Source organism: Streptomyces koelreuteriae (assembly GCF_018604545.1).
Taxonomy (GTDB): Bacteria; Actinomycetota; Actinomycetes; order Streptomycetales; family Streptomycetaceae; genus Streptomyces; species Streptomyces koelreuteriae.
In genome coordinates, this window is sequence record NZ_CP075896.1 from 730,128 (window position 1) to 747,787 (window position 17,660).

Annotated in this window: 12 protein-coding genes; 3 read left to right on the plus strand and 9 right to left on the minus strand. The window is 71.4% G+C overall.

Annotation, left to right across the window (positions count from 1 at the left end; all coding sequences use genetic code 11):
- Position 1: 1 nt before the first annotated feature.
- The 7 genes from KJK29_RS03335 to KJK29_RS03365 all read right to left on the minus strand — a co-directional run bounded on the left by KJK29_RS03335 (position 2) and on the right by KJK29_RS03365 (position 9,966).
- A complete protein-coding gene (locus KJK29_RS03335) occupies positions 2-475 on the minus strand; it encodes a carboxymuconolactone decarboxylase family protein (protein WP_215117093.1) in 474 nt (157 codons plus the stop codon).
- A 94-nt stretch (positions 476-569) separates the two neighbouring features.
- Positions 570-3,584: an alpha-mannosidase gene (locus tag KJK29_RS03340; RefSeq protein WP_215117094.1), complete on the minus strand. Its 3,015-nt coding sequence runs from the start codon at positions 3,582-3,584 to the stop codon at positions 570-572.
- A gap of 23 nt (positions 3,585-3,607) precedes the next feature.
- The gene (locus tag KJK29_RS03345) at positions 3,608-5,587 is read right to left on the minus strand and encodes an endo-beta-N-acetylglucosaminidase (protein WP_215117095.1); all 1,980 of its coding nucleotides are present in this window, start codon (positions 5,585-5,587) and stop codon (positions 3,608-3,610) included.
- Positions 5,584-6,840 carry a glycoside hydrolase 5 family protein gene (locus KJK29_RS03350; protein ID WP_215117096.1) on the minus strand — a complete coding sequence of 419 codons (1,257 nt, stop codon included), beginning with the start codon at positions 6,838-6,840 and terminating at the stop codon, positions 5,584-5,586. The genes KJK29_RS03345 and KJK29_RS03350 overlap by 4 nt, the downstream gene beginning before the upstream one ends.
- Before the next feature lie 31 nt (positions 6,841-6,871).
- The gene (locus KJK29_RS03355) at positions 6,872-7,780 is read right to left on the minus strand and encodes a carbohydrate ABC transporter permease (RefSeq protein WP_215117097.1); all 909 of its coding nucleotides are present in this window, start codon (positions 7,778-7,780) and stop codon (positions 6,872-6,874) included.
- The gene (locus KJK29_RS03360; protein ID WP_215117098.1) at positions 7,777-8,670 is read right to left on the minus strand and encodes a carbohydrate ABC transporter permease; all 894 of its coding nucleotides are present in this window, start codon (positions 8,668-8,670) and stop codon (positions 7,777-7,779) included. The genes KJK29_RS03355 and KJK29_RS03360 overlap by 4 nt, the downstream gene beginning before the upstream one ends.
- A gap of 6 nt (positions 8,671-8,676) precedes the next feature.
- The gene (locus KJK29_RS03365; protein WP_215117099.1) at positions 8,677-9,966 is read right to left on the minus strand and encodes an ABC transporter substrate-binding protein; all 1,290 of its coding nucleotides are present in this window, start codon (positions 9,964-9,966) and stop codon (positions 8,677-8,679) included.
- 274 nt (positions 9,967-10,240) lie between these two features.
- Between KJK29_RS03365 and KJK29_RS03370 the strand changes: the two genes are divergently transcribed.
- Positions 10,241-11,251, plus strand: a complete 1,011-nt coding sequence (locus tag KJK29_RS03370) for a LacI family DNA-binding transcriptional regulator (RefSeq protein WP_215124124.1) — start codon at positions 10,241-10,243, stop codon at positions 11,249-11,251.
- 325 nt (positions 11,252-11,576) lie between these two features.
- Positions 11,577-12,617, plus strand: a complete 1,041-nt coding sequence (locus KJK29_RS03375; RefSeq protein ID WP_251057691.1) for an alpha/beta hydrolase family protein — start codon at positions 11,577-11,579, stop codon at positions 12,615-12,617.
- Between the two features lie 5 nt (positions 12,618-12,622).
- Here KJK29_RS03375 and KJK29_RS03380 read toward each other — a convergent pair whose 3' ends face one another.
- The gene (locus tag KJK29_RS03380; RefSeq protein WP_215117100.1) at positions 12,623-14,161 is read right to left on the minus strand and encodes an alpha-L-fucosidase; all 1,539 of its coding nucleotides are present in this window, start codon (positions 14,159-14,161) and stop codon (positions 12,623-12,625) included.
- 12 nt (positions 14,162-14,173) lie between these two features.
- Complete coding sequence (locus tag KJK29_RS03385; RefSeq protein ID WP_215117101.1) at positions 14,174-16,039, minus strand: family 20 glycosylhydrolase; 1,866 nt, start codon at positions 16,037-16,039, stop codon at positions 14,174-14,176.
- A gap of 235 nt (positions 16,040-16,274) precedes the next feature.
- Between KJK29_RS03385 and KJK29_RS03390 the strand changes: the two genes are divergently transcribed.
- Positions 16,275-17,618 carry an amidase gene (locus tag KJK29_RS03390; RefSeq protein WP_215117102.1) on the plus strand — a complete coding sequence of 448 codons (1,344 nt, stop codon included), beginning with the start codon at positions 16,275-16,277 and terminating at the stop codon, positions 17,616-17,618.
- Positions 17,619-17,660: the final 42 nt, after the last annotated feature.

Sequence of the window (17,660 nt, forward strand, 5' to 3'; positions counted from 1 at the left end):
GCTACTTGAACTGGCCGGGCCGGTAGTCGCCCGCCGGCTGCTCCAGCATGACGTTCAGCCGGTTCGCGGTGTTCATGAAGCCGATCAGGGTCACGAGGGCGGCGAGTTGCTCCTCGTCGTAGTGCTTGGCGGCCCGCTCCCAGACGGCGTCCGGGACACCGCCCGCCCCGTCCGCGATACGGGTCCCCTGCTCCGCCAGTTCCAGCGCGGCCCGCTCGGCCTCGGTGAACACGGTGGCCTCACGCCAGGCCGCGACCAGATGGAGTCGTACGGAGCTCTCGCCCGCGGCAGTCGCCTCCTTGGTGTGCATGTCGATGCAGACCGCGCAGCCGTTGATCTGGCTCACACGGAGCGAGACCAGCTCCCGGGTGGCGGCCGGCAGCGGGGACTCCACGACCAGCCGCCCCAGGGCGGTGAACTGCTTGATGACCTTGCCCGCACTCGGGAGGGCGAAGACGTCCAGACGCGCGCTCATGGTGAGCTCCTCTGTCGTTGTCGTTTCGCGTACACCCCTATGAGTCGGCGGCTCACCACGATGTGACATCGACAGTTGTGACCTGCGTCACCGACTATCCGCGTCGCAGCCGCAGCGTCACCAGCTCGAACGGGCGCAGCCGCACCGCGATCCGCCCGTCCCGGACCTCCGGTGCCGTCGCATCCGCCAGCGGACGCTCCAGCAGGTCCGTCACCGCGACACCCGCGACCTCGAAGCCGGCCGTGAGCGTGGCCCGCACCCGGCCGCCGAATGCCTCGTGGAACCGGACGACGACGTCCCCGCTGCCGTCGTCGGCGAGCTTCACCGCCGTGACGACCACCGCGTCCTGGTCGGCCGTCACCAGCGGCGCCACCTCTCCGGCACCGGTGAGCCGCCGCTCCGGCACGTTGATCCGCCAGCCCTCGCGCACCGCGTCGGCGATGCCCGCGCCCGGCACCAGCGCGTGCCGGAAGCGGTGGACGCCCTGGTCGGTCTCGGGGTCGGGGAAACGCGGGGCGCGCAGCAGAGAGACACGGACGGTGGTGGTCGTACCGCCGTCGCCGTCGGTGCGGACCGTGCGGGTCACGTCGTGGCCGTACGTCGAGTCGTTGACGAGGGCGACGCCCCAGCCGGGTTCCTCCAGATGGAGGAAGCGGTGGTTGCACGCCTCGAACTTGGCGGCCTCCCAGGAGGTGTTGGTGTGGGTGGGCCGGTGGAAGTGCCCGAACTGGGTCTCGGACGCGTACCGTTCGGCGTGCACATCGAGCGGGAAGGCGAGCTTGAGGAACTTCTCCGTCTCGTGCCAGTCGACCTCCGTGTCCACCGTCAGCCGCCGCTCCCCCGGCGCGAGGGACAGCAGCTGGGTGACGCGGGAGGCGCCGAAGGTCCGTACGACCCGGACCCCGTCCCCGTCCGGGGCGACCTCGTCCGCGTCGGTGAGGTCCGTGACCGTGTTGCGGTAGAACTCGTCGACGTCCCAGGCGTCCCACATGTTCGGGAAGTCGGGGTGGAGCTGGAGGAGGTTCGCGGCCCGGCCCGGGGCGACGGTCTCGCGGTCGGCTTCGATGTCGTACACGGACGTCACGAGCCCTCGGGCGTCGATCTCGACGCGGAGCAGGCCGTTGCCCAGGACGAATCCGCCCTCGGCGCGCGGGGACAGCTCCGCCGGGCTGGGCGGAAGCTCGGCACCGGCACCGCCGGCGGGGATCCCGGCCCGGCTGTGGGGTGCCGAGTTGAAAACGAGGTCGAGCGTCCCGTCCCCCGCGAGGGCCCGCTGAGCGGCGTCGATGATGCCGGACAGCTCCTCGGCGACCCTCTCGTAGGTCCGCCGGGCCTCGCGGTGCACCCAGGCGATGGACGAGCCGGGCAGGATGTCGTGGAACTGGTGCAGCAGCACCGTCTTCCAGATGCGGTCCAGGTCCTCGTAGGGGTAGGGGAAGCCGGTGCGTACGGCCGCCGTGGCCGCCCACAGTTCGGCGTCCCGGAGCAGGTGCTCGCTGCGGCGGTTGCCCTGCTTGGTCTTGGCCTGGCTGGTGAGGGTGGCGCGGTGGAGTTCGAGGTAGAGCTCGCCGACCCAGACGGGCGGTTCGGGATACTCGGCCGCGGCCTTCGCGAAGAACTCCGCCGGGGTCTCCCAGGTCACCGTCGCCGCGCCCTCGAGGTCCCGCAGCCGGGCCGCCTTGGCGACCATCTCACGGGTCGTGCCGCCGCCTCCGTCGCCCCAGCCGGTGGGCGCGAGGGAGTGACGGGCGACGCCCTTGTCCTTGAAGTTGCGGGCGGCGTGGGCGATCTCGCTGCCCTTCATGGAGCAGTTGTAGGTGTCGACGGGCGGGAAGTGCGTGAAGATCCGGGTGCCGTCGATGCCCTCCCACCGGAAAGTATGGTGCGGGAACTTGTTCGTCTGGGACCAGCTGATCTTCTGCGTCAGCAGGTACTTGGAGCCCGCCGCCTTGATGATCTGCGGCAGTCCGGCGGCGAAGCCGAAGGTGTCGGGCAGCCAGGCCTCGTCGTTCTCGATGCCGAACTCGTCGAGGAAGAACCGCTTGCCGTGCACGAACTGCCGGGCCATCGCCTCCGAGCCCGGCATGTTGGTGTCCGACTCCACCCACATACCGCCGGCCGGTACGAACCGTCCGTCGGCCACGGACTTCTTCACCCGGGCCCACACCTCGGGCCGGTGTTCCTTCACCCACGCCCACTGCTGCGCCTGCGACATGGCGAAGACGAACTCCGGCTCGTCGTCGAGCAGGGCGGTCATGTTGGACGTCGTCCGGGCCACCTTGCGCACGGTCTCGCGCAGCGGCCACAGCCACGCCGAGTCGATGTGGGCGTGGCCGACGGCGCTGATGCGGTGGGCGGAGGGCGCGGCGGGCGCGGCGAGCACGTCGGTGAGGCGGGAACGGGCCCGGTCCGCCGTGCCGCCGATGTCCTGGAGGTCGAGGGCGTCGAGGGCCGAGTCGACCGCCCGGAGGATCTCCCAGCGGCGGGCCGACTCCACCGGCAGCTCGGCCATCAGCTCGCCGAGCACCTCCAGATCGATCACGAGCTGCCACACCGTCTCGTCGAGAACGGCCAGGTCCATGCGGGCGAGGGTGTACTGCGGTTCGCTGCCCGCGGTCTCCTTGTCGCCCAGTTGCGTGGGCAGGAAGGGGTGGTAGTCGAGGATGACGGGGTTGGAGGCGGCCTCGATGTGCAGGCGCACCTGCTCGCCGCCCTCGACGGGGGCGCCGATGCGCACCCACTGGTTGCGCGGGTTGAGGCCCTTCACCGGGGTGCCGTCGGGCCGGTAGACGAGGCCCTCGCACTGGAAGCCGGGCATGTTCTCGTCGAAGCCCAGGTCGAGGATCGCCTCGACGGTCTTCCCGGCCCACTCCTCGGGGACGGTGCCGGTGACGCGGAACCAGCTGGTGCCCCAGGGAGCACCCCAGCGGGCGCCCGCCTCGATGGACTCGGGCTCGGCCGCGAGTCCCTCGGCGACCGGCACCGGTTCGCCGGGCGCGTGCCACACCGCCACCTCCAGCGGCACGGACTCGGGGTACACGGCGGGGCGGACACGCTCGTCGAGGACGCGCTTGAGGCGGGCTTCGACCAGGCTGCGGTCGTCATGCATGCGGAATGCTCCCTAGGGGGTCGTTACCAGGGGTGGGTCAGGGAAACGGGCGCCGACGAGGTGTAGAGCTCCCCCACGGCACGCAGTTCGAACCGTGCCGCCCGCTCGCCCTGTTCGGGCTTCAGTCCGGCGACGAAGAACGCGCGCTGGCAGGTGCCGCCGAGGAAGCGCCGGGTGCCGTCCGGGAGAACGCGGTGCAGGGTGTGGTGGCGTACCTCGCCGGGGGCAGGGTCCCAGGCGAGGCGCAGGTCGCCGCCGGACGCGGCCGTCACGCGGAACCCGGTCGGCGAGACGGGTCTGCGGATTGCGTCCCGGACCGCGATGCCGCCCAGCCGCCATGTCACGGGCCCGTCGGTCGCGGTGAGCCGCACGCCGAGTGAGTGGACGGTCCCGGTCAGGCCGGTGAGTCGTACGGTCGACGTCTGCCACGCCTGGCCCGAGTCCACGGGCAGATACGTATACGAGCCCGGCTCACCGGTCGCCACCGCCAGTTCGATCCGCACGGCGCCCGCGTCGGTCCGATGCGTCAGCTCGACCACCGTGTCGCCACCGATCGGCAGCCGCGTCTCATACACCTCCACCACCGTGGGCGCGTCCAGTTCACCGTCCACCAGCACGCTGCTCCCACCGCGCCACGCGTCCGCGAAGTCGAAGCCGACAGCGGGGCGTCGCCCCTCCGTGCGCACCACCCACCGCCGGGACGGCAGCCGGTCCTGGAGGCCGAGGTGGTTCCAGGGCGCGTCCGAGGTCACGGCACCGTCCTCGTACCACCGCAGCCCGTGCCCGGTGTTGAACACGCTCGCGAACGGAACCGACGTGACCGTGGAGCGGTCGGCGACGGACACGGCGGGTGCCCGCCAGCTGTCCGTGCCGTCGGGCCGGGACGGGTCGAGGGAGCGGCCGGTCCAGAACCGGTCGTCGGCGGCGTGGAAGGCGGCCGGACCGCGCTGGTCGGCGGGCAGATGGTTGCGCGTCCACTCGGGCCGGTAGAGGCCGATCGACGCGATGTGCGCCTTGTCCTTCGGCACGATCGCGTCCCACCGCACGGAGGAGTTCCAGCCGTTGGCCTCCACGTCGACGCCCGCCCACAACTCATGGCGGCTGCGCCCCAGTTGCTCGGCCCGCCGCCCCGAGGAGACCAGGCTGCTCGCCGACCAGCGGAAGTCGACGAACATGTCGTCCGCGGTCCGGAAGAACGGCTCGTTCTGCCCGTTGAGCGCCCCCTGCCAGCTCACCGTGCCGTTCACGGTCATCGCGTCGTACCAGGTGACCCGCTGCCCCTTGGCCGCCGCGAGTGACTTCAGCTCCCGCATGAAGCTCAGCATGTCCGCGCCGAGGGCGGCGTCCCCGCCCCCGGTCTCGGCGTTGACGAACCAGCCGTCGAACCCGTACGCCTCGGCGACCTCGACCAGCCGCGCGGCGAGCGGATGACGCCCGGCGGTGTCCTTCTGCACCAGGTCGCGGGTCCAGCGCAGTTGTCCGCCGTAGGCGACGGGCGGCAGGAAGACATTGCCGAGGACGGGCACGCCGTGCCGGTGGGCGGCGTCGACGATCGGCGCGTTCGGGGCGAGGATCAGGCCCTCGCCCGAGGAGCCGCCCCAGAAGACCAGCTCGTCGATGTAGGCCCAGTGGGTGAGGGCGTAGTAGTCGGCGGTGGCCGAGCCCTGGGAGGGGTTGCTCGCGGTGGGCCCGAAGGAGACCAGGGACTGGATGCGGGCCTGGCCGGCGCGGGCGGTCGGGTTGGCGGGGGCCGGGGTGAAGCGGGCGGCCAGGGGCACGGACGCGGCGTTGAAGGCGAGGTCCGGGTCGGTGTCGGCGCGCCAGGACTTCAGGCCGCGCCAGGTGATGCCGGGGCCCGGAGTGCCGGACGGGAGGGAGTCCGGGTACCAGTAGGAGGCGTACGGCTGGGTCGCGGCGGCTTTCGGGGCTGCCGTGGCCTGCGGTGAGGGGAACAGGGCGGCCGCGGCGCCGGCGAGCAGGACGGTGCGTCTGGTGGGTGTCACGAGCGGGTGCCTCCTGGTGGGTGGGGAAGTACCTGGTCGGGAGTGACGACCTCGGTGATGCCGCGCGCGGCCAGGTGTTCCCGGTCGGCGGCGAGCGTGTCGAGGACGGTGGTGGGGCGGGCTCCGTCGGCGACCAGCCGGAAGAAGGCGTCGAATACGGGACCGCCGGGGGCGCAGAGCGAACGGACGGCGGGGTCGGCCGGGACGACCAGCGCCGTCGTACGAGCCGGGGGCGCCTGCGACGGCTCGCGCGCCGCCCGTTCCAGCACCCTGGCCATGTCCTTCGGTTTACGGTCGTTGGTCAGCAGGCCGAGTCCGTACTCCAGTTCCGGGAAGTCGGCCAGGTCGCGGGAGACGTCGTGGGAGCACCACCAGGTGATGCCCCACAGTCCGGGGCAGTCCAGGGCGTTCGCCACGGTGGCCTCGGTGAAGGCGGCGGCGTGCTCGGCCGGGACCAGGGGTGCGGGGGCGCCGACCTCCTGGAGCCAGACCGGCCGGTGCGGGTCGTCGGCCCAGGCCTTGCTCAGCTCGACGAGGTAGGCGGCGTGGTGCTCGGCGGGGACGGAGGTACGGCCGTGGCGCTGGGCGGTGCCGTTGAAGACCCAGGAGTGCACGGCCGTGACGGCACCGTGCCGGGCGGCCTGGCCCGGGGTGAAGGGCTGGTCGTCCTGGTACCAGGTGGCGTCGTACTCGGCGTGCAGATGCAGCCGGCCCGGGGCGCCCTCCTCGCAGGCGGCGAGCATACGCGCGAGCCAGGTGTCGATCTCGTCGGAGGTGGCCCGGTCGGGGTCCGGATGGGGGCCGGAGGAGAACTGGTTGACCTCGTTGCCGAGGGTCATGCCGATGAAGTTGGGCCGGTCGGCGAGGGCGGCGGCGAGGGTGCGCAGCAGCTTCTCCTGGCCGTCGAGCACGTCCGGGTCGGTGAAGAGGTTGCGCCGGTGCCAGGTCCGGGTCCAGGCGGGCAGGAAGTCGAAGCTGCTCAAGTGCCCCTGGAGGCCGTCCACGTTGACGTCGAGGCCGCGTTCGGCGGCGGCGTCGGCCAGCGCGACGAGCTGTTCGACGGCCCGGGGGCGGATCAGCGTGCGGTTGGGCTGGAAGTACGGCCACAGCGGGAAGACGCGGATGTGGTCGACGCCGAGCGCGGCGATCGAGTCCAGGTCGGCGCGGACGGAGTCGAGGTCGAAGTCGAGCCAGTGGTGGAACCACCCTTCGCTGGGGGTGTAGTTGACGCCGAAGCGCACGGCAGAAGGCATGGGGGTCCGGTCCTTGCGTTCGGGGGGAGGTTCAGCCCTTCACCGCGCCCTCGCCCACACCGCGGAAGAAGTACCGCTGGAGACAGGCGAAGAGGGCGATCAGCGGTGCGACGGCGATGATCGTGCCGGCGGCGACGAGGCGCTCGTCGTTGGCGAAGGTGCCGTGCAGATAGTTGAGGCCGATGGTCAGCGTGAACCTGGACGGGTCGCTCAGCACGATGAGCGGCCACAGGAAGTCGTCCCAGGCGCCCATGAAGGCGAAGATCGCGACGACGGCGAGGGTGCCCTTCACCGACGGCAGGGCGATGCGCAGGAACCGCTGCCAGACGTTGGCGCCGTCGACGAAGGCCGCTTCCTCGATCTCGTAGGGCAGGTTGAGGAAGGCGTTGCGCATCAGCAGGACGTTCATCGCGCCGATGCAGCCCGGCAGGACCACGCCGATCAGGGTGTTGTTGAGGCCGAGCTCCCGCATGGTGGTGAACTGGGCGATGATAATGCCCTCCACGGGCACGAGCATCGCCAGGATGAAGGCCAGGGTGGCGACCCGGCGGCCGCGGTAGCGGAGTCGGGCCAGGGCGTATCCGGCGAGGGCGGCGCCGACGCAGTTGGTGACGACGTTGGCGGTGGCGACCTTCAGGGAGTTGAGGGCGTAGTCCCAGACGGGGATGGTGTCGGCGACCCGCTCGTAGTTGTGCAGGGTCGGATCGCCCGGCAGGAACGTCGGCGGGGAGCTGTAGATGTCCTCGGTGGGACCCTTGAGGGAGGTGGAGAGCTGCCACAGGAACGGGCCGATGGTCAGAGCCAGTACGGCGAGCAGCAGGACGTAGCGCAGGGCGAGTTCCCACACCCGGACGCGGCGGCCGTGCTCGTCGGTGATCCGGGGTTCGCGGACGGCGGCGGGCACCTTCTCCCGAGGAGGTGTCTTCTCGAGGACGCTCATGACTCCTCCTTCCGGTCGGCGCGCAGCACCAGCAGCATCAGGACGACGGTGACCACGAAGACGACGACGGCAATCGCGGAGGCGTAGCCGACGCGGCCGGTCAGGCCGGTGCCGGTGCGCTGGACGAGCATGACGAGGGTGGTGTCCTCGCCCGCCGGACCACCGCTCGGGCCCGCCAGCAGATACACCTCGGAGAACACCTTGAACGCGGCGACGGAGGAAAGCGCGCCGACGAGCACCATGGTGGAGCGGACGGCGGGCACGGTGACGGTCATGAAACGGCGTACCGCGCCCGCCCCGTCGACGGCGGCGGCCTCGTGCAGCTCGCGCGGCACGTTCCCGAGCGCCGCCAGATAGATGATCATGTAGTAGCCGAGGCCCTTCCACACCGTGACGGCCATGGCGCTCAGCAGGAGCAGCCACTGGTCGCTGAGGAAGCCGACCCGGTCGGCGCCGACCGTCTCCAGCAGCGAGTTGACCAGTCCGCGGTCGTCCAGCAGCCACACCCAGATCAGCCCGACCACGACGATCGAGGCGACGACCGGGGTGTAGAAGGCGGACCGGAAGAAGGTGATGCCGGGGATGTTCTTCTGCACGAGCAGGGCGAGCAGCAGGGGCAGGACGACGAGCGGGGGCACGACGCCGAGGACGTAGAGCGTGCTGTTGCGCAGGCCGGTCCAGAACATGTCGTCCTGGAGCAGTTCCCGGAAGTTGGCGAGCCCCACGAACTGCCCGGGGATCAGGGTGCGGCGGTCGGTGAAGGCGTTGACCAGCGTGGAGAGGAACGGGTACAGGACGAAGGCGCCGGTGACGAGGAGGCCGGGTGCGGCGAACAGCCAGGGGCTGGTGGGCAGTTGGCGCCGCACCCGGGAGATGCCGGAGAGAGCCATCGGAGCTCAGCCCTGCTGCTGCAGGAGCCGGTCGCACTCCTTGACAGCGTTGTCGAGAGCTTCCTTGGGGCTCTGCTTGCCCTGCAGGGCCTTGGCGACCTCGTTGCGCAGCGCGATCTTCATCTGCTCGCTGAACAGTACGGGCGTGTAGTTGACCGCCGTCTTCAGGGACTTGGCGGCGGCCACCCGTACGCGGGTCTCGTCGCTCCCGTCCTCCTTGGTGAAGTACGGGTCGTCCAGCGAGCCCGCGGTGCTCGGGAAGATGGCGACCTTCTTGGCGAACGACATCTGGTGCGCCGCGTCGGTGACGAAGTGCGCGAAGGCGACGGCCGCGGGCTTCCGCTTCGACTGGGAGTTGACCATCACGCCCATCACGTACATGTTGACGTGCCCGGTGCTGGTGACCTGGTCGGTGATGCCGATGTTCTTGTACAGGCTCGGCGCCTGCTTCTTGAAGTTGCCGAGGTCGAGCGCGCTGCCGGGGTTCATGGCGACGGCTCCGGTGAGGAACTTCTTGCCGGACGACTCCGGGGTGGCGGTCAGCGCCTGCGGATCGAGGGCCTTCGCGTCGTACAGCTCCTTGTACTTGGCGAGGAGTCGCACACCCTTGTCGTCGTTGAAGGAGAAGGCGGTGCCCTGCTTGTTCATCAGCTGCACGCCGTAGCGGCCGAAGTCCTCGATGGTGGGCACGTTGGCGAGGGTGGCGACCTTGCCGCCGCTCTTCTCCGCCATCTTCAGGCCCGCGGAGAAGAGTTCGTCGTATGTCTTCGGAGGCTGCTCGGGGTCGAGCCCGGCCTCCTTGAACAGGGTCTTGTTGTAGAAGAGCGGGCCGGTGTTGAGGTACCAGGGGAAGGCGTACGTGCCGGTCATCCCCGGTATCCGATGGCCCGCCCAGGCGCCCGGCAGATACTCCTTCTCGTACTGCGGGGCGGCCTTGTCCAGGTCGAGGGCGAGTCCGGCCTTGGCGAGCGGGGCGACGAGGTCCGGGGAGACGTTGACGACGTCGGGCAGGGTGCCGCCGGCCGCGTCGGCGCTGATCTTGTCGGCGTAGCCCTCGGCGGGCTGGTCGACCCACTTCACCTTCGTGCCAGGGTGCTTCTTCTCGAACTCGGCGATGAGGCCCTCGAAGTACGGCTTGAAGTTGGCGCGCAGATTCCACGTCTGGAAGGTGATGTCACCCTCGACCTTGCCCGAGGCGTCGCTGGAACCGCCTCCGCCTCCCCCGGAACCGCAGGCGCTCAAGGGCAGCAGGACAGCGACGGCAGCGGCGGCGAAGGCTCTGCGGGAGATGCGCACGGTGACCGGCTCCTTCGAAGGCAGGGCGGGATTGGGCGGCGGAAAGGGCGCCGGGCCAGACCTTGCATCGTTCTCTTCGGGGAAGTCAATGGATTCTGCTCAGCTAAAGTCTTTAGTTGGACATAAACGCAGGTCAGCGCAGGATCATACGACTTCTTGCGATGGATCACTAATGCGCTTTAGGGTGAGGACACTCAAGCGCATTAGTGCACAGCGCTCGTCGAATGGAGAAGCAAGCGTGACGGGAAAGCGCTCACCGGCGCGCCGGCCGACGATGAAGGACATCGCCCGGCGGGCCGGGGTCTCCGAGAGCGCGGTCTCCTTCGCGCTCAACGGCAGGCCCGGGGTCTCCGAGGTGACCCGGGACCGGGTGCGCAGGGTCTCCGAGCAGTTGGGCTGGCGGCCCAGCACGGCGGCGCGCGCCCTGTCCGGGGAGGGCGCGGCGACGGTCGGTTTCGTCCTGGCCCGTCCGGCGGGCACGCTGGGCGTGGACTCGTTCTTCCTGCAACTGGTCTCCGGCATCCAGGAGGTGCTGGCCGAGCGTCATCTCGGTCTGCTGTTCCAGATCGCCGAGGACATCGACGACGAGTGCGCGGTGTACCGGCGGTGGTGGGCCGAACACCGGGTGGACGGTGTGCTGGTGGTCGACCCGCGCACCGACGACCCCCGGCCCGGCCTCCTCGACGAACTCGGGCTGCCTGCCGTGGTGATCGGCGGCGCCCCGGACGAACGGCACCCGGGTCTTTCGACGGTGTGGGCCGACGACGCGGGCGCGATGGCCGCGGTGGTGGACGGGCTGTACGCGCTCGGCCATCGCCGGATCGCGCACATCGCCGGACTGCCCGGGCTGGCCCACACCGAGCGCCGCATCCGCACCCTGCGCGCCGAGGCCGAGCGCCGGGGCCTGTCGGAGGTGCAGTCGGTGCCGACCGACTACTCCGACGAGGCGGGCGCGGCCGTCACCCGCCGGGTCCTGGACGGCCCCGCCGCCCCGACGGCCCTGATCTACGACAACGACGTGATGGCCGTCGCCGGGGTCGCCGCCGCCACCGAGCTCGGCTACGCGGTGCCGGCCGACGTGTCGGTGGTGGCCTGGGAGGACTCCGCCCTGTGCCGCCTGGTCAAGCCGTGGCTGTCCGCGCTCTCCCGCGACAGCGTCGAGTTCGGCCGCACGGCGGCCCGCGAACTGACCACCCTCCTCGACGGCGGCCCGGCCCGGGCGGTACGGGTGCCGGTGCCGCGGCTGATCGAGCGGGACAGTACGGGGGTGGTGCGGGGGGTGTGAACACCGGGCTGCGGCAGGCCACGTGAGGGCGAGGACTCCCCGGGACCGATGCCGGCACGCACTCGTGTGGGGCTCCTGGCCCGGCGCGGAACGGCCCGGCCGGACGGCACACGCACCACGAGCTTCGGGCTGTGGCACCCGGCCAGGTCCCACCGAGCCCTGTGCCGGCACTCACGCTGCGCGGGGACCCCGGTGCGGCGCGGAGCGGCCCGGGCAGAACACGCACCGCGGGCCCGTCGCACCATCGGTACGCACCCCCGCCCCTCGCGCCGGCTGCGGAACGCCCACGGTGCGGGCCTGCCGCTCCCGGACCGGGAGGGCCACAATGGACGGTATGCGAGTGCGGCGCACCGCCTGGGCCTCTGCCGGACTGCTGCTGGCTGTCGCGGTCGGCTGCACCGGCGGTGGGGACGAGGGCGCGCCCGAGGCAACTCCGGCATCGGCCCCCGCCACGACCGAGAAGCCTCGCGCCACGTCCTCCCCCACACCCTCCCCGGCCGACCCCGTCTCCCTCCCCGCCCTGATGCGGCGCGAGCACACCGGCTCCGGACTGCGTCTCGGGGCCGTGCTCGACCGGACCTCCGCCTACACCCGGTACGCCGTGACGTACGAGGCGAACGGCCTGACGGTCTCGGGGATCATGAACATCCCGGGGGGCGAGGGTCCCTTCCCGGCGCTGGTGCTGGCGCACGGGTACATCGACCCGGACGACTACTTCAGCGGCCAGGGCATGCCACGCGAGCAGGACCGTCTGGCCCGCAGCGGCTATGTCGTCCTGCACACCGACTACCGCAACCACGCCCGCTCCGACAAGGACCCCGACAACGACGTGAACCTGCGGCTCGGCTACACCGAGGACGTCATCGGCGCCGCCCTGGCCCTGCGCGACTCGGGCCGCCCGGAGATCGACGGCGACCGTCTCGGCCTGTTCGGCCGGTCGATGGGCGGCGGGGTCGTGTACAACACGCTGGTCGTGGCGCCCGGTCTGTTCGACGCGGCCGTGGCGTACGCGCCGGTGAGTGCCCGCCCGCAGGAGAACATCGACCACTTCCAGCGGCCCGACGGCGACCCGCTCGTGGCCGAGATCGAGGAGAAGCACGGCACCCCCGAGGAGGACCCGGACTTCTGGCGCGGTGTCTCGCCCCTCACCTACGCCGACCGTGTGAGCGAACCCCTGCTGATCCAGCACGGCACGGCCGACGACACCTGCCCCCTCGCCTGGTCACGGGAGGTCTCCGCCACCTTCGAGGAGGCCGGCAAGGACGTCGAGCTGCGCACCGTCGACGGTGAGGGGCACACATTCGGGCCCCGGTGGGCAGCCGAGATGGACGTCACCGAGGCCTTCTTCGCACGCCATCTGCGCTGACCCGGTCACACCCGGGACCGGTACAGCCCGAACTCCGCGATCCGTACGGCCCCTCGCGCCCCGGTCACCCGTACCCGCCACCGCCGGGCCCGCACGGCGCCGGGCAGCAGCAGGATCCGGCTCGCTCCGGCGACCCCCGCCCGGGCCACCTCCGCCCAGCCGCCGTCGCGGTACGCCTCCACCACGAAGCCCTCCACCTGCTGGCCGTACCGGATGTCCTCCGCCAGGCGGACCCGGTCCACCTCCCGCTCCCGGCCGAGGTCGACGGTGACCCGGCCCGGTGAGGTACTGGTCCGGGCGCCGTCCGCAAGATCCTCGGGCAGTTCGCGGTCGATCCGCTCGCGAAACTCCCGCAGGCGCGTGACATCGGCGGCCGGCAGCAACCCCCGGGTGTCGGGCGGGATGTTGAGGAGCAGCACCGAGTTCCGGCCGACGGAGCGGAAGTAGATGTCCGTCAACTGCTCGACGCTCTTGGGCCGCTGGTCCGCGTGGTAGAACCAACCGTCCCGGATCGACACATCGCACTCGGCGGGCCACCACTGGAGATAGTCGGCGACCGGCCGCGCCGCGACCAGGGCGTCCCGGCTGCCCATGTCGGGGGCGTCGTAGGAGAGGGCGTAGTCGGTCCGCCCGTAGTCCTTCTCCTGGACGGGGACGACGCTCCACTCGTCCTCCCGGGCCAGCCCGCCCTCGTTGCCGACCCAGCGGACGTCCGGCCCGGTCACGGCGACGACGGCGTCCGGGGCGAGGGACCGCACGAGGCTGTACCAGCTGTCCCAGTCGTACTTCTCGACCTTGTCCGGCGGGATGTGCCCCTGGGCCCCGTCGAACCACACCTCGTCGACCGGGCCGTACTCGGTGAGCACCTCGTAGAGCTGGTTGAGCATATGGGCGCCGTAGTCGGTGGCGGGGAGCGTGTACGAGCGGGGCGGGGTGCGGTCGTCGCCGTCGACGAGGGTGGGGATGGTGCGTGGGGCGCGGGCGCTGCCGTTGGCGTACACGCCGTGCAGGTACTGGTTCTCGTCGGCGGGCGAGATGTAGACACCGACCTTGAGGCCGTGCCGCCGCATGGAGTCGGCGAAGTCGCGCAGGACGTCGCCCCGGCCGTCGCGCCACGTGCTCGACGCCACCGTGTGGCCGGTGTAGCGGGAGGGATAGAGCACGAAGCCGTCGTGGTGCTTGACGGTGAGGATGGCCAGCTTGAAGCCGCCGTCGCGCAGGGCGCGGGCCCACTGGTCGGTGTCGAGGCCGGACGGCTGGAAGACGTCCGGGTCCTCGTCGCCGGTGCCCCATTCGAGGCCGGTGAAGGTGTTCACGCCGAAGTGCAGGAAGGCGGTGCGCTCCAGGCGCTGCCAGGCGATCTGCCCTGCGGTGGGGCGCACTTGGGAGGCCTTGCGGACCAAATCCTCCGGGCTGTCGTCGGGGCCGACGGGGATACGGCTGCGACGGGGGTCAGGCGGAGCCGCGAGTGCGGGTGCCGTCATGCCGGCGGTCGCGGCGAGGACGGCGGCTGATGCGACGAACACGCGTCGGGACACGGCCATGGCGACGACTCCTCAGGTCAGATGCCAGACGGCGGGGGTGCGCTGATCGGGCGGGTACTGCGCGAGCCGGCCGTCGTCCGTCACGCTCACCGTCATCCGGGTGATGGCGTTGACGAGCCGGTGGCCGCCACCGCCGGCCGGCTCCAGCTCCCAGCGCTGGAGGGTGGCGGCGGGATCGCAGATCTGCGGCGTCACCTCGACGCCCGGCTGGAGGGGCACGTTGAGCGTGAGCTTCCCGCCCCGCACCTCCAGACAGCCGTCCTGGGTCCGCAGGGTGACGTAGCCGTCGGCCGTGCGCCGGAGGGAGGCGGTGAACGACCGGCCGGCTGTCCGGAACGTGTACGTCCCGTCCGCGACCGCCACCCGGGTCAGATCCCGGAAGCCGGGCGCGTGACCCACGGCCGTACCGCGGGCGGTGAACCCGGCGTACGTGGCGTCGGGATGCGGATCGCCCCAGGTGGCCTGCGCGATGTGCCGCAGGGCCGGCCACAGGGCGACGGCGACCTCGTTCTCGGTCTCCCCGCGGCCGTTGTCGGGCCAGAGGCTGATCTTCGCTCCGGTGATGCCTTCGCTGGAGGTCAGCTTCTCGCCCTCGAAGCTGCGCGGGTCCCAGGACTGGTCGTACAGCGCCTCGGTGTCGGTGTGGAAGCCGCCGCGGACGAGGTAGAGCGCGTAGGCCGCGTTCATCAACGGATAGCCCTGGGCGATGAGTTCGCTCGGCTTGACCGCCACGTTCAGCCAGTGCTCGACCGTCGTACCGGCCGCGACCGGCACGGTGTTGGCGCCGGTGAGCCCGTCGTTCCAGATGCGCAGCCGCTTGCCCCGGGAGTCCGCGTAGGCGTGGACGCGGTTGACGAAGTCGACGAACGCGTCCTGGGGTGTGGCGTGGGGGCCGTACTTCTCCCGCGCGTACTTCAGGACCTGCGGGTACTTGGCGAAGTCGGAGCCGAGCATGTACTCGTCGGCGCCCATGTGCCAGTCCCGCCCGGGAAAGACCTCGGCGTACTCGTCCATCAGGCTCTTGTAGTAGGCGAAGGCCTCGGGCCGGGTGATGTCCAGCCCGGAGGGCTGCTTGGTGCCGTCCGTGTCGGTGAGCTGGAGATCGGGGCGGTTCTCTATCCACGGGTCCATATGGCCCGGGGAGTTGATCTCGGGAATGATCTCGACGTGGTACTTCTCGCCGAGCGCGACCAGTCGGCGGATCTCGTCCTTGGTGTAGTAGCCCCAGGTGTTGGCCTCGGGGTGGGCGTCGCTCTTCACCTTCAGTTCGAGGAGCAGCTGGTTGAGCTTGTGGTACGCCATCTCGCGCACCAGGTTCTCCAGCCAGGGCAGCGAGACATGGACGTAGCAGGCGCAGACGCCGACGCCCCGTTCCCTGTAGCGCGGCACGTCGACGGTGCGTCCGGCGGGGACCCGGTCGCCCTGGGCGAGGAGCTGGAGGAGGGTCCGGGTGCCGTAGAAGGCGCCGGTCTCGGTCGCGCCGGTCACCGACAGCCGTCGGCCCGCGTGGAGTTCGTAGCCCTCCGTGCCGAGCGAGGATCGGCCGGGCCGGATGTCGATAACGATGTCACCGGCCCGGGCGGCTCCCCCTACGACGGGGACCGTGCCGTGTCCGGCCGTCCGGAGGTCGGCGGCAAGGGTGCCGGCGACCCGGCGCTCGGCGCCGGTGCCGGTGCCGGCGACCAGGCGGGTGCCCCGGCCGTAGGTGTAACTGCCGGGTTCCGGGGACCAGTCGGTGAGGGCGGGCACCGTCACCGGAGTCCGCGGCTCCTCCGCGACCGCGGGTGCGGCCGGTGCCGCGGGTGCCGCCGTGACGAGCAGCGCCAGCGCCGCCAGGAGTCCGGGCCACCACATCCGCCGTCTTCTGCGCTCAGTCATACGGCTCCCCATTCATCGGACGTCTGATGATTGAGCTGACGCCGACGGCTGTCAATGGGGCGCGTCCGCACGAAAGTTGAGCCATTGATCGGATGTCCGGGGGCGCATGGGGCGTACCGAGGGGCGCTGTCCGGCCGGTGACCTCGACGTACGCCCCCTGCCGGTGCACAGTTCTCCCTACGTACTCGCCAGTAAGCCCGTCCGCTCCCTTCCGATCCCCTCCGAGGAGTTCTCCGTGACCAGTTGGGCCGGCCGCACCGCCGCCGAGATATCCGCCGCCGTCCGCGAGAAGCGGGTCACCCCGCGCGAGGTGGTCGCCGAGCACCTCGCACGGATCGAGCGGTTCGACGGCCGTGTCGGGGCCTTTCGCACGGTGCGTGCCGAGGCGGCACTGGCCGAGGCCGAGGAGGTGGCCGCGCGCGGCGACTTCGCCGATCTGCCCCTGGCCGGGGTGCCCGTGGCCGTCAAGGACAACCTCTCGGTGCGCGGCGAGTCCCGGCGCGTCGGCTCGGCCGCCACACCCCACACCCCCGCAGAAGAGGACCATGTGACGGTGGCCCGGCTGCGGGCGGCGGGCGCGGTGGTGGTGGGGCTGACGAACGTCCCGGAACTGTGTGTCTTCGGCACGACGGACGGCGTGCTGGGCACCTCCCGCAACCCCTGGGACCCGACGCGCTCGGCGGGTGGTTCCTCGGGCGGCAGTGCCGCCGCGGTCGCCGCCGGGATGGTGCCGATCGCCCTCGGCAACGACGGCATGGGTTCGCTGCGCATACCGGCCGCCAACTGCGGTCTCGTCACCATCAAGCCGGGGCACGGGGTGGTCCCGACGGGCACCGGGAACAGCGACTGGTTCGGCCTGTCGGAGAACGGGCCCCTCGCCACGACCGTCGAGGACACCCGTCTGATGCTCTCGGTCCTCACCGGCACGGAGCCCGGGCCCCGGTGCGAGCCGGGCGCCCTGCGGGTCGCCGTGTCGCTGCGCAGCCCGTTGGCCGGGGTCACCATCAGCCGGCCGTACGCGACGGCCGCCCGGGAGGCGGCCGAGGCTCTGATGAAGGCGGGCCATCAGGTCCGGCGCGCCGACCCGCCCTACCCGATGTCGCTCCCCCTGACCTCGCTGATGCACTGGACGGCGGGCACGGCCGCGGACGCCCAGCAGCTCGACCGGCGTCTGCTCACCCGCCGCACCCGGGTCCACGCCACGCTCGGCCGGCCCTTCGTGGCCCCAGCGCGCGCCGGGGCGAGCCGGGAGCAACTGCGCCGGCGGCTGGAGCCCTTCTTCGCCGACCACGACGTGCTGCTCACCCCCGCGCTCGCCCGCCGCTCCCCGCAGGCCGCGCCCTGGCACGAGCGGGGCTGGCTGCGCAATGTGCTGGCGAACACGAACTACTCACCACTCACGCCCGCATGGAACCTGACCGGCTGGCCCGCCATGTCCGTCCCCTGCGGAACCCTCCCCTCCGGCGCCCCCTGTGCCGTGCAGCTGGTGGGACGCCCGGGCACGGAGTCCCGGCTCCTGTCCCTGGCCGAGCAGTTGGAGGAGAAAATCCCGTGGCGGCGTACGGCGCCGGTGAACTAGGGTCGGCCGGGTGACTGCCGGGTCGGCCGTAGGCCATGCACG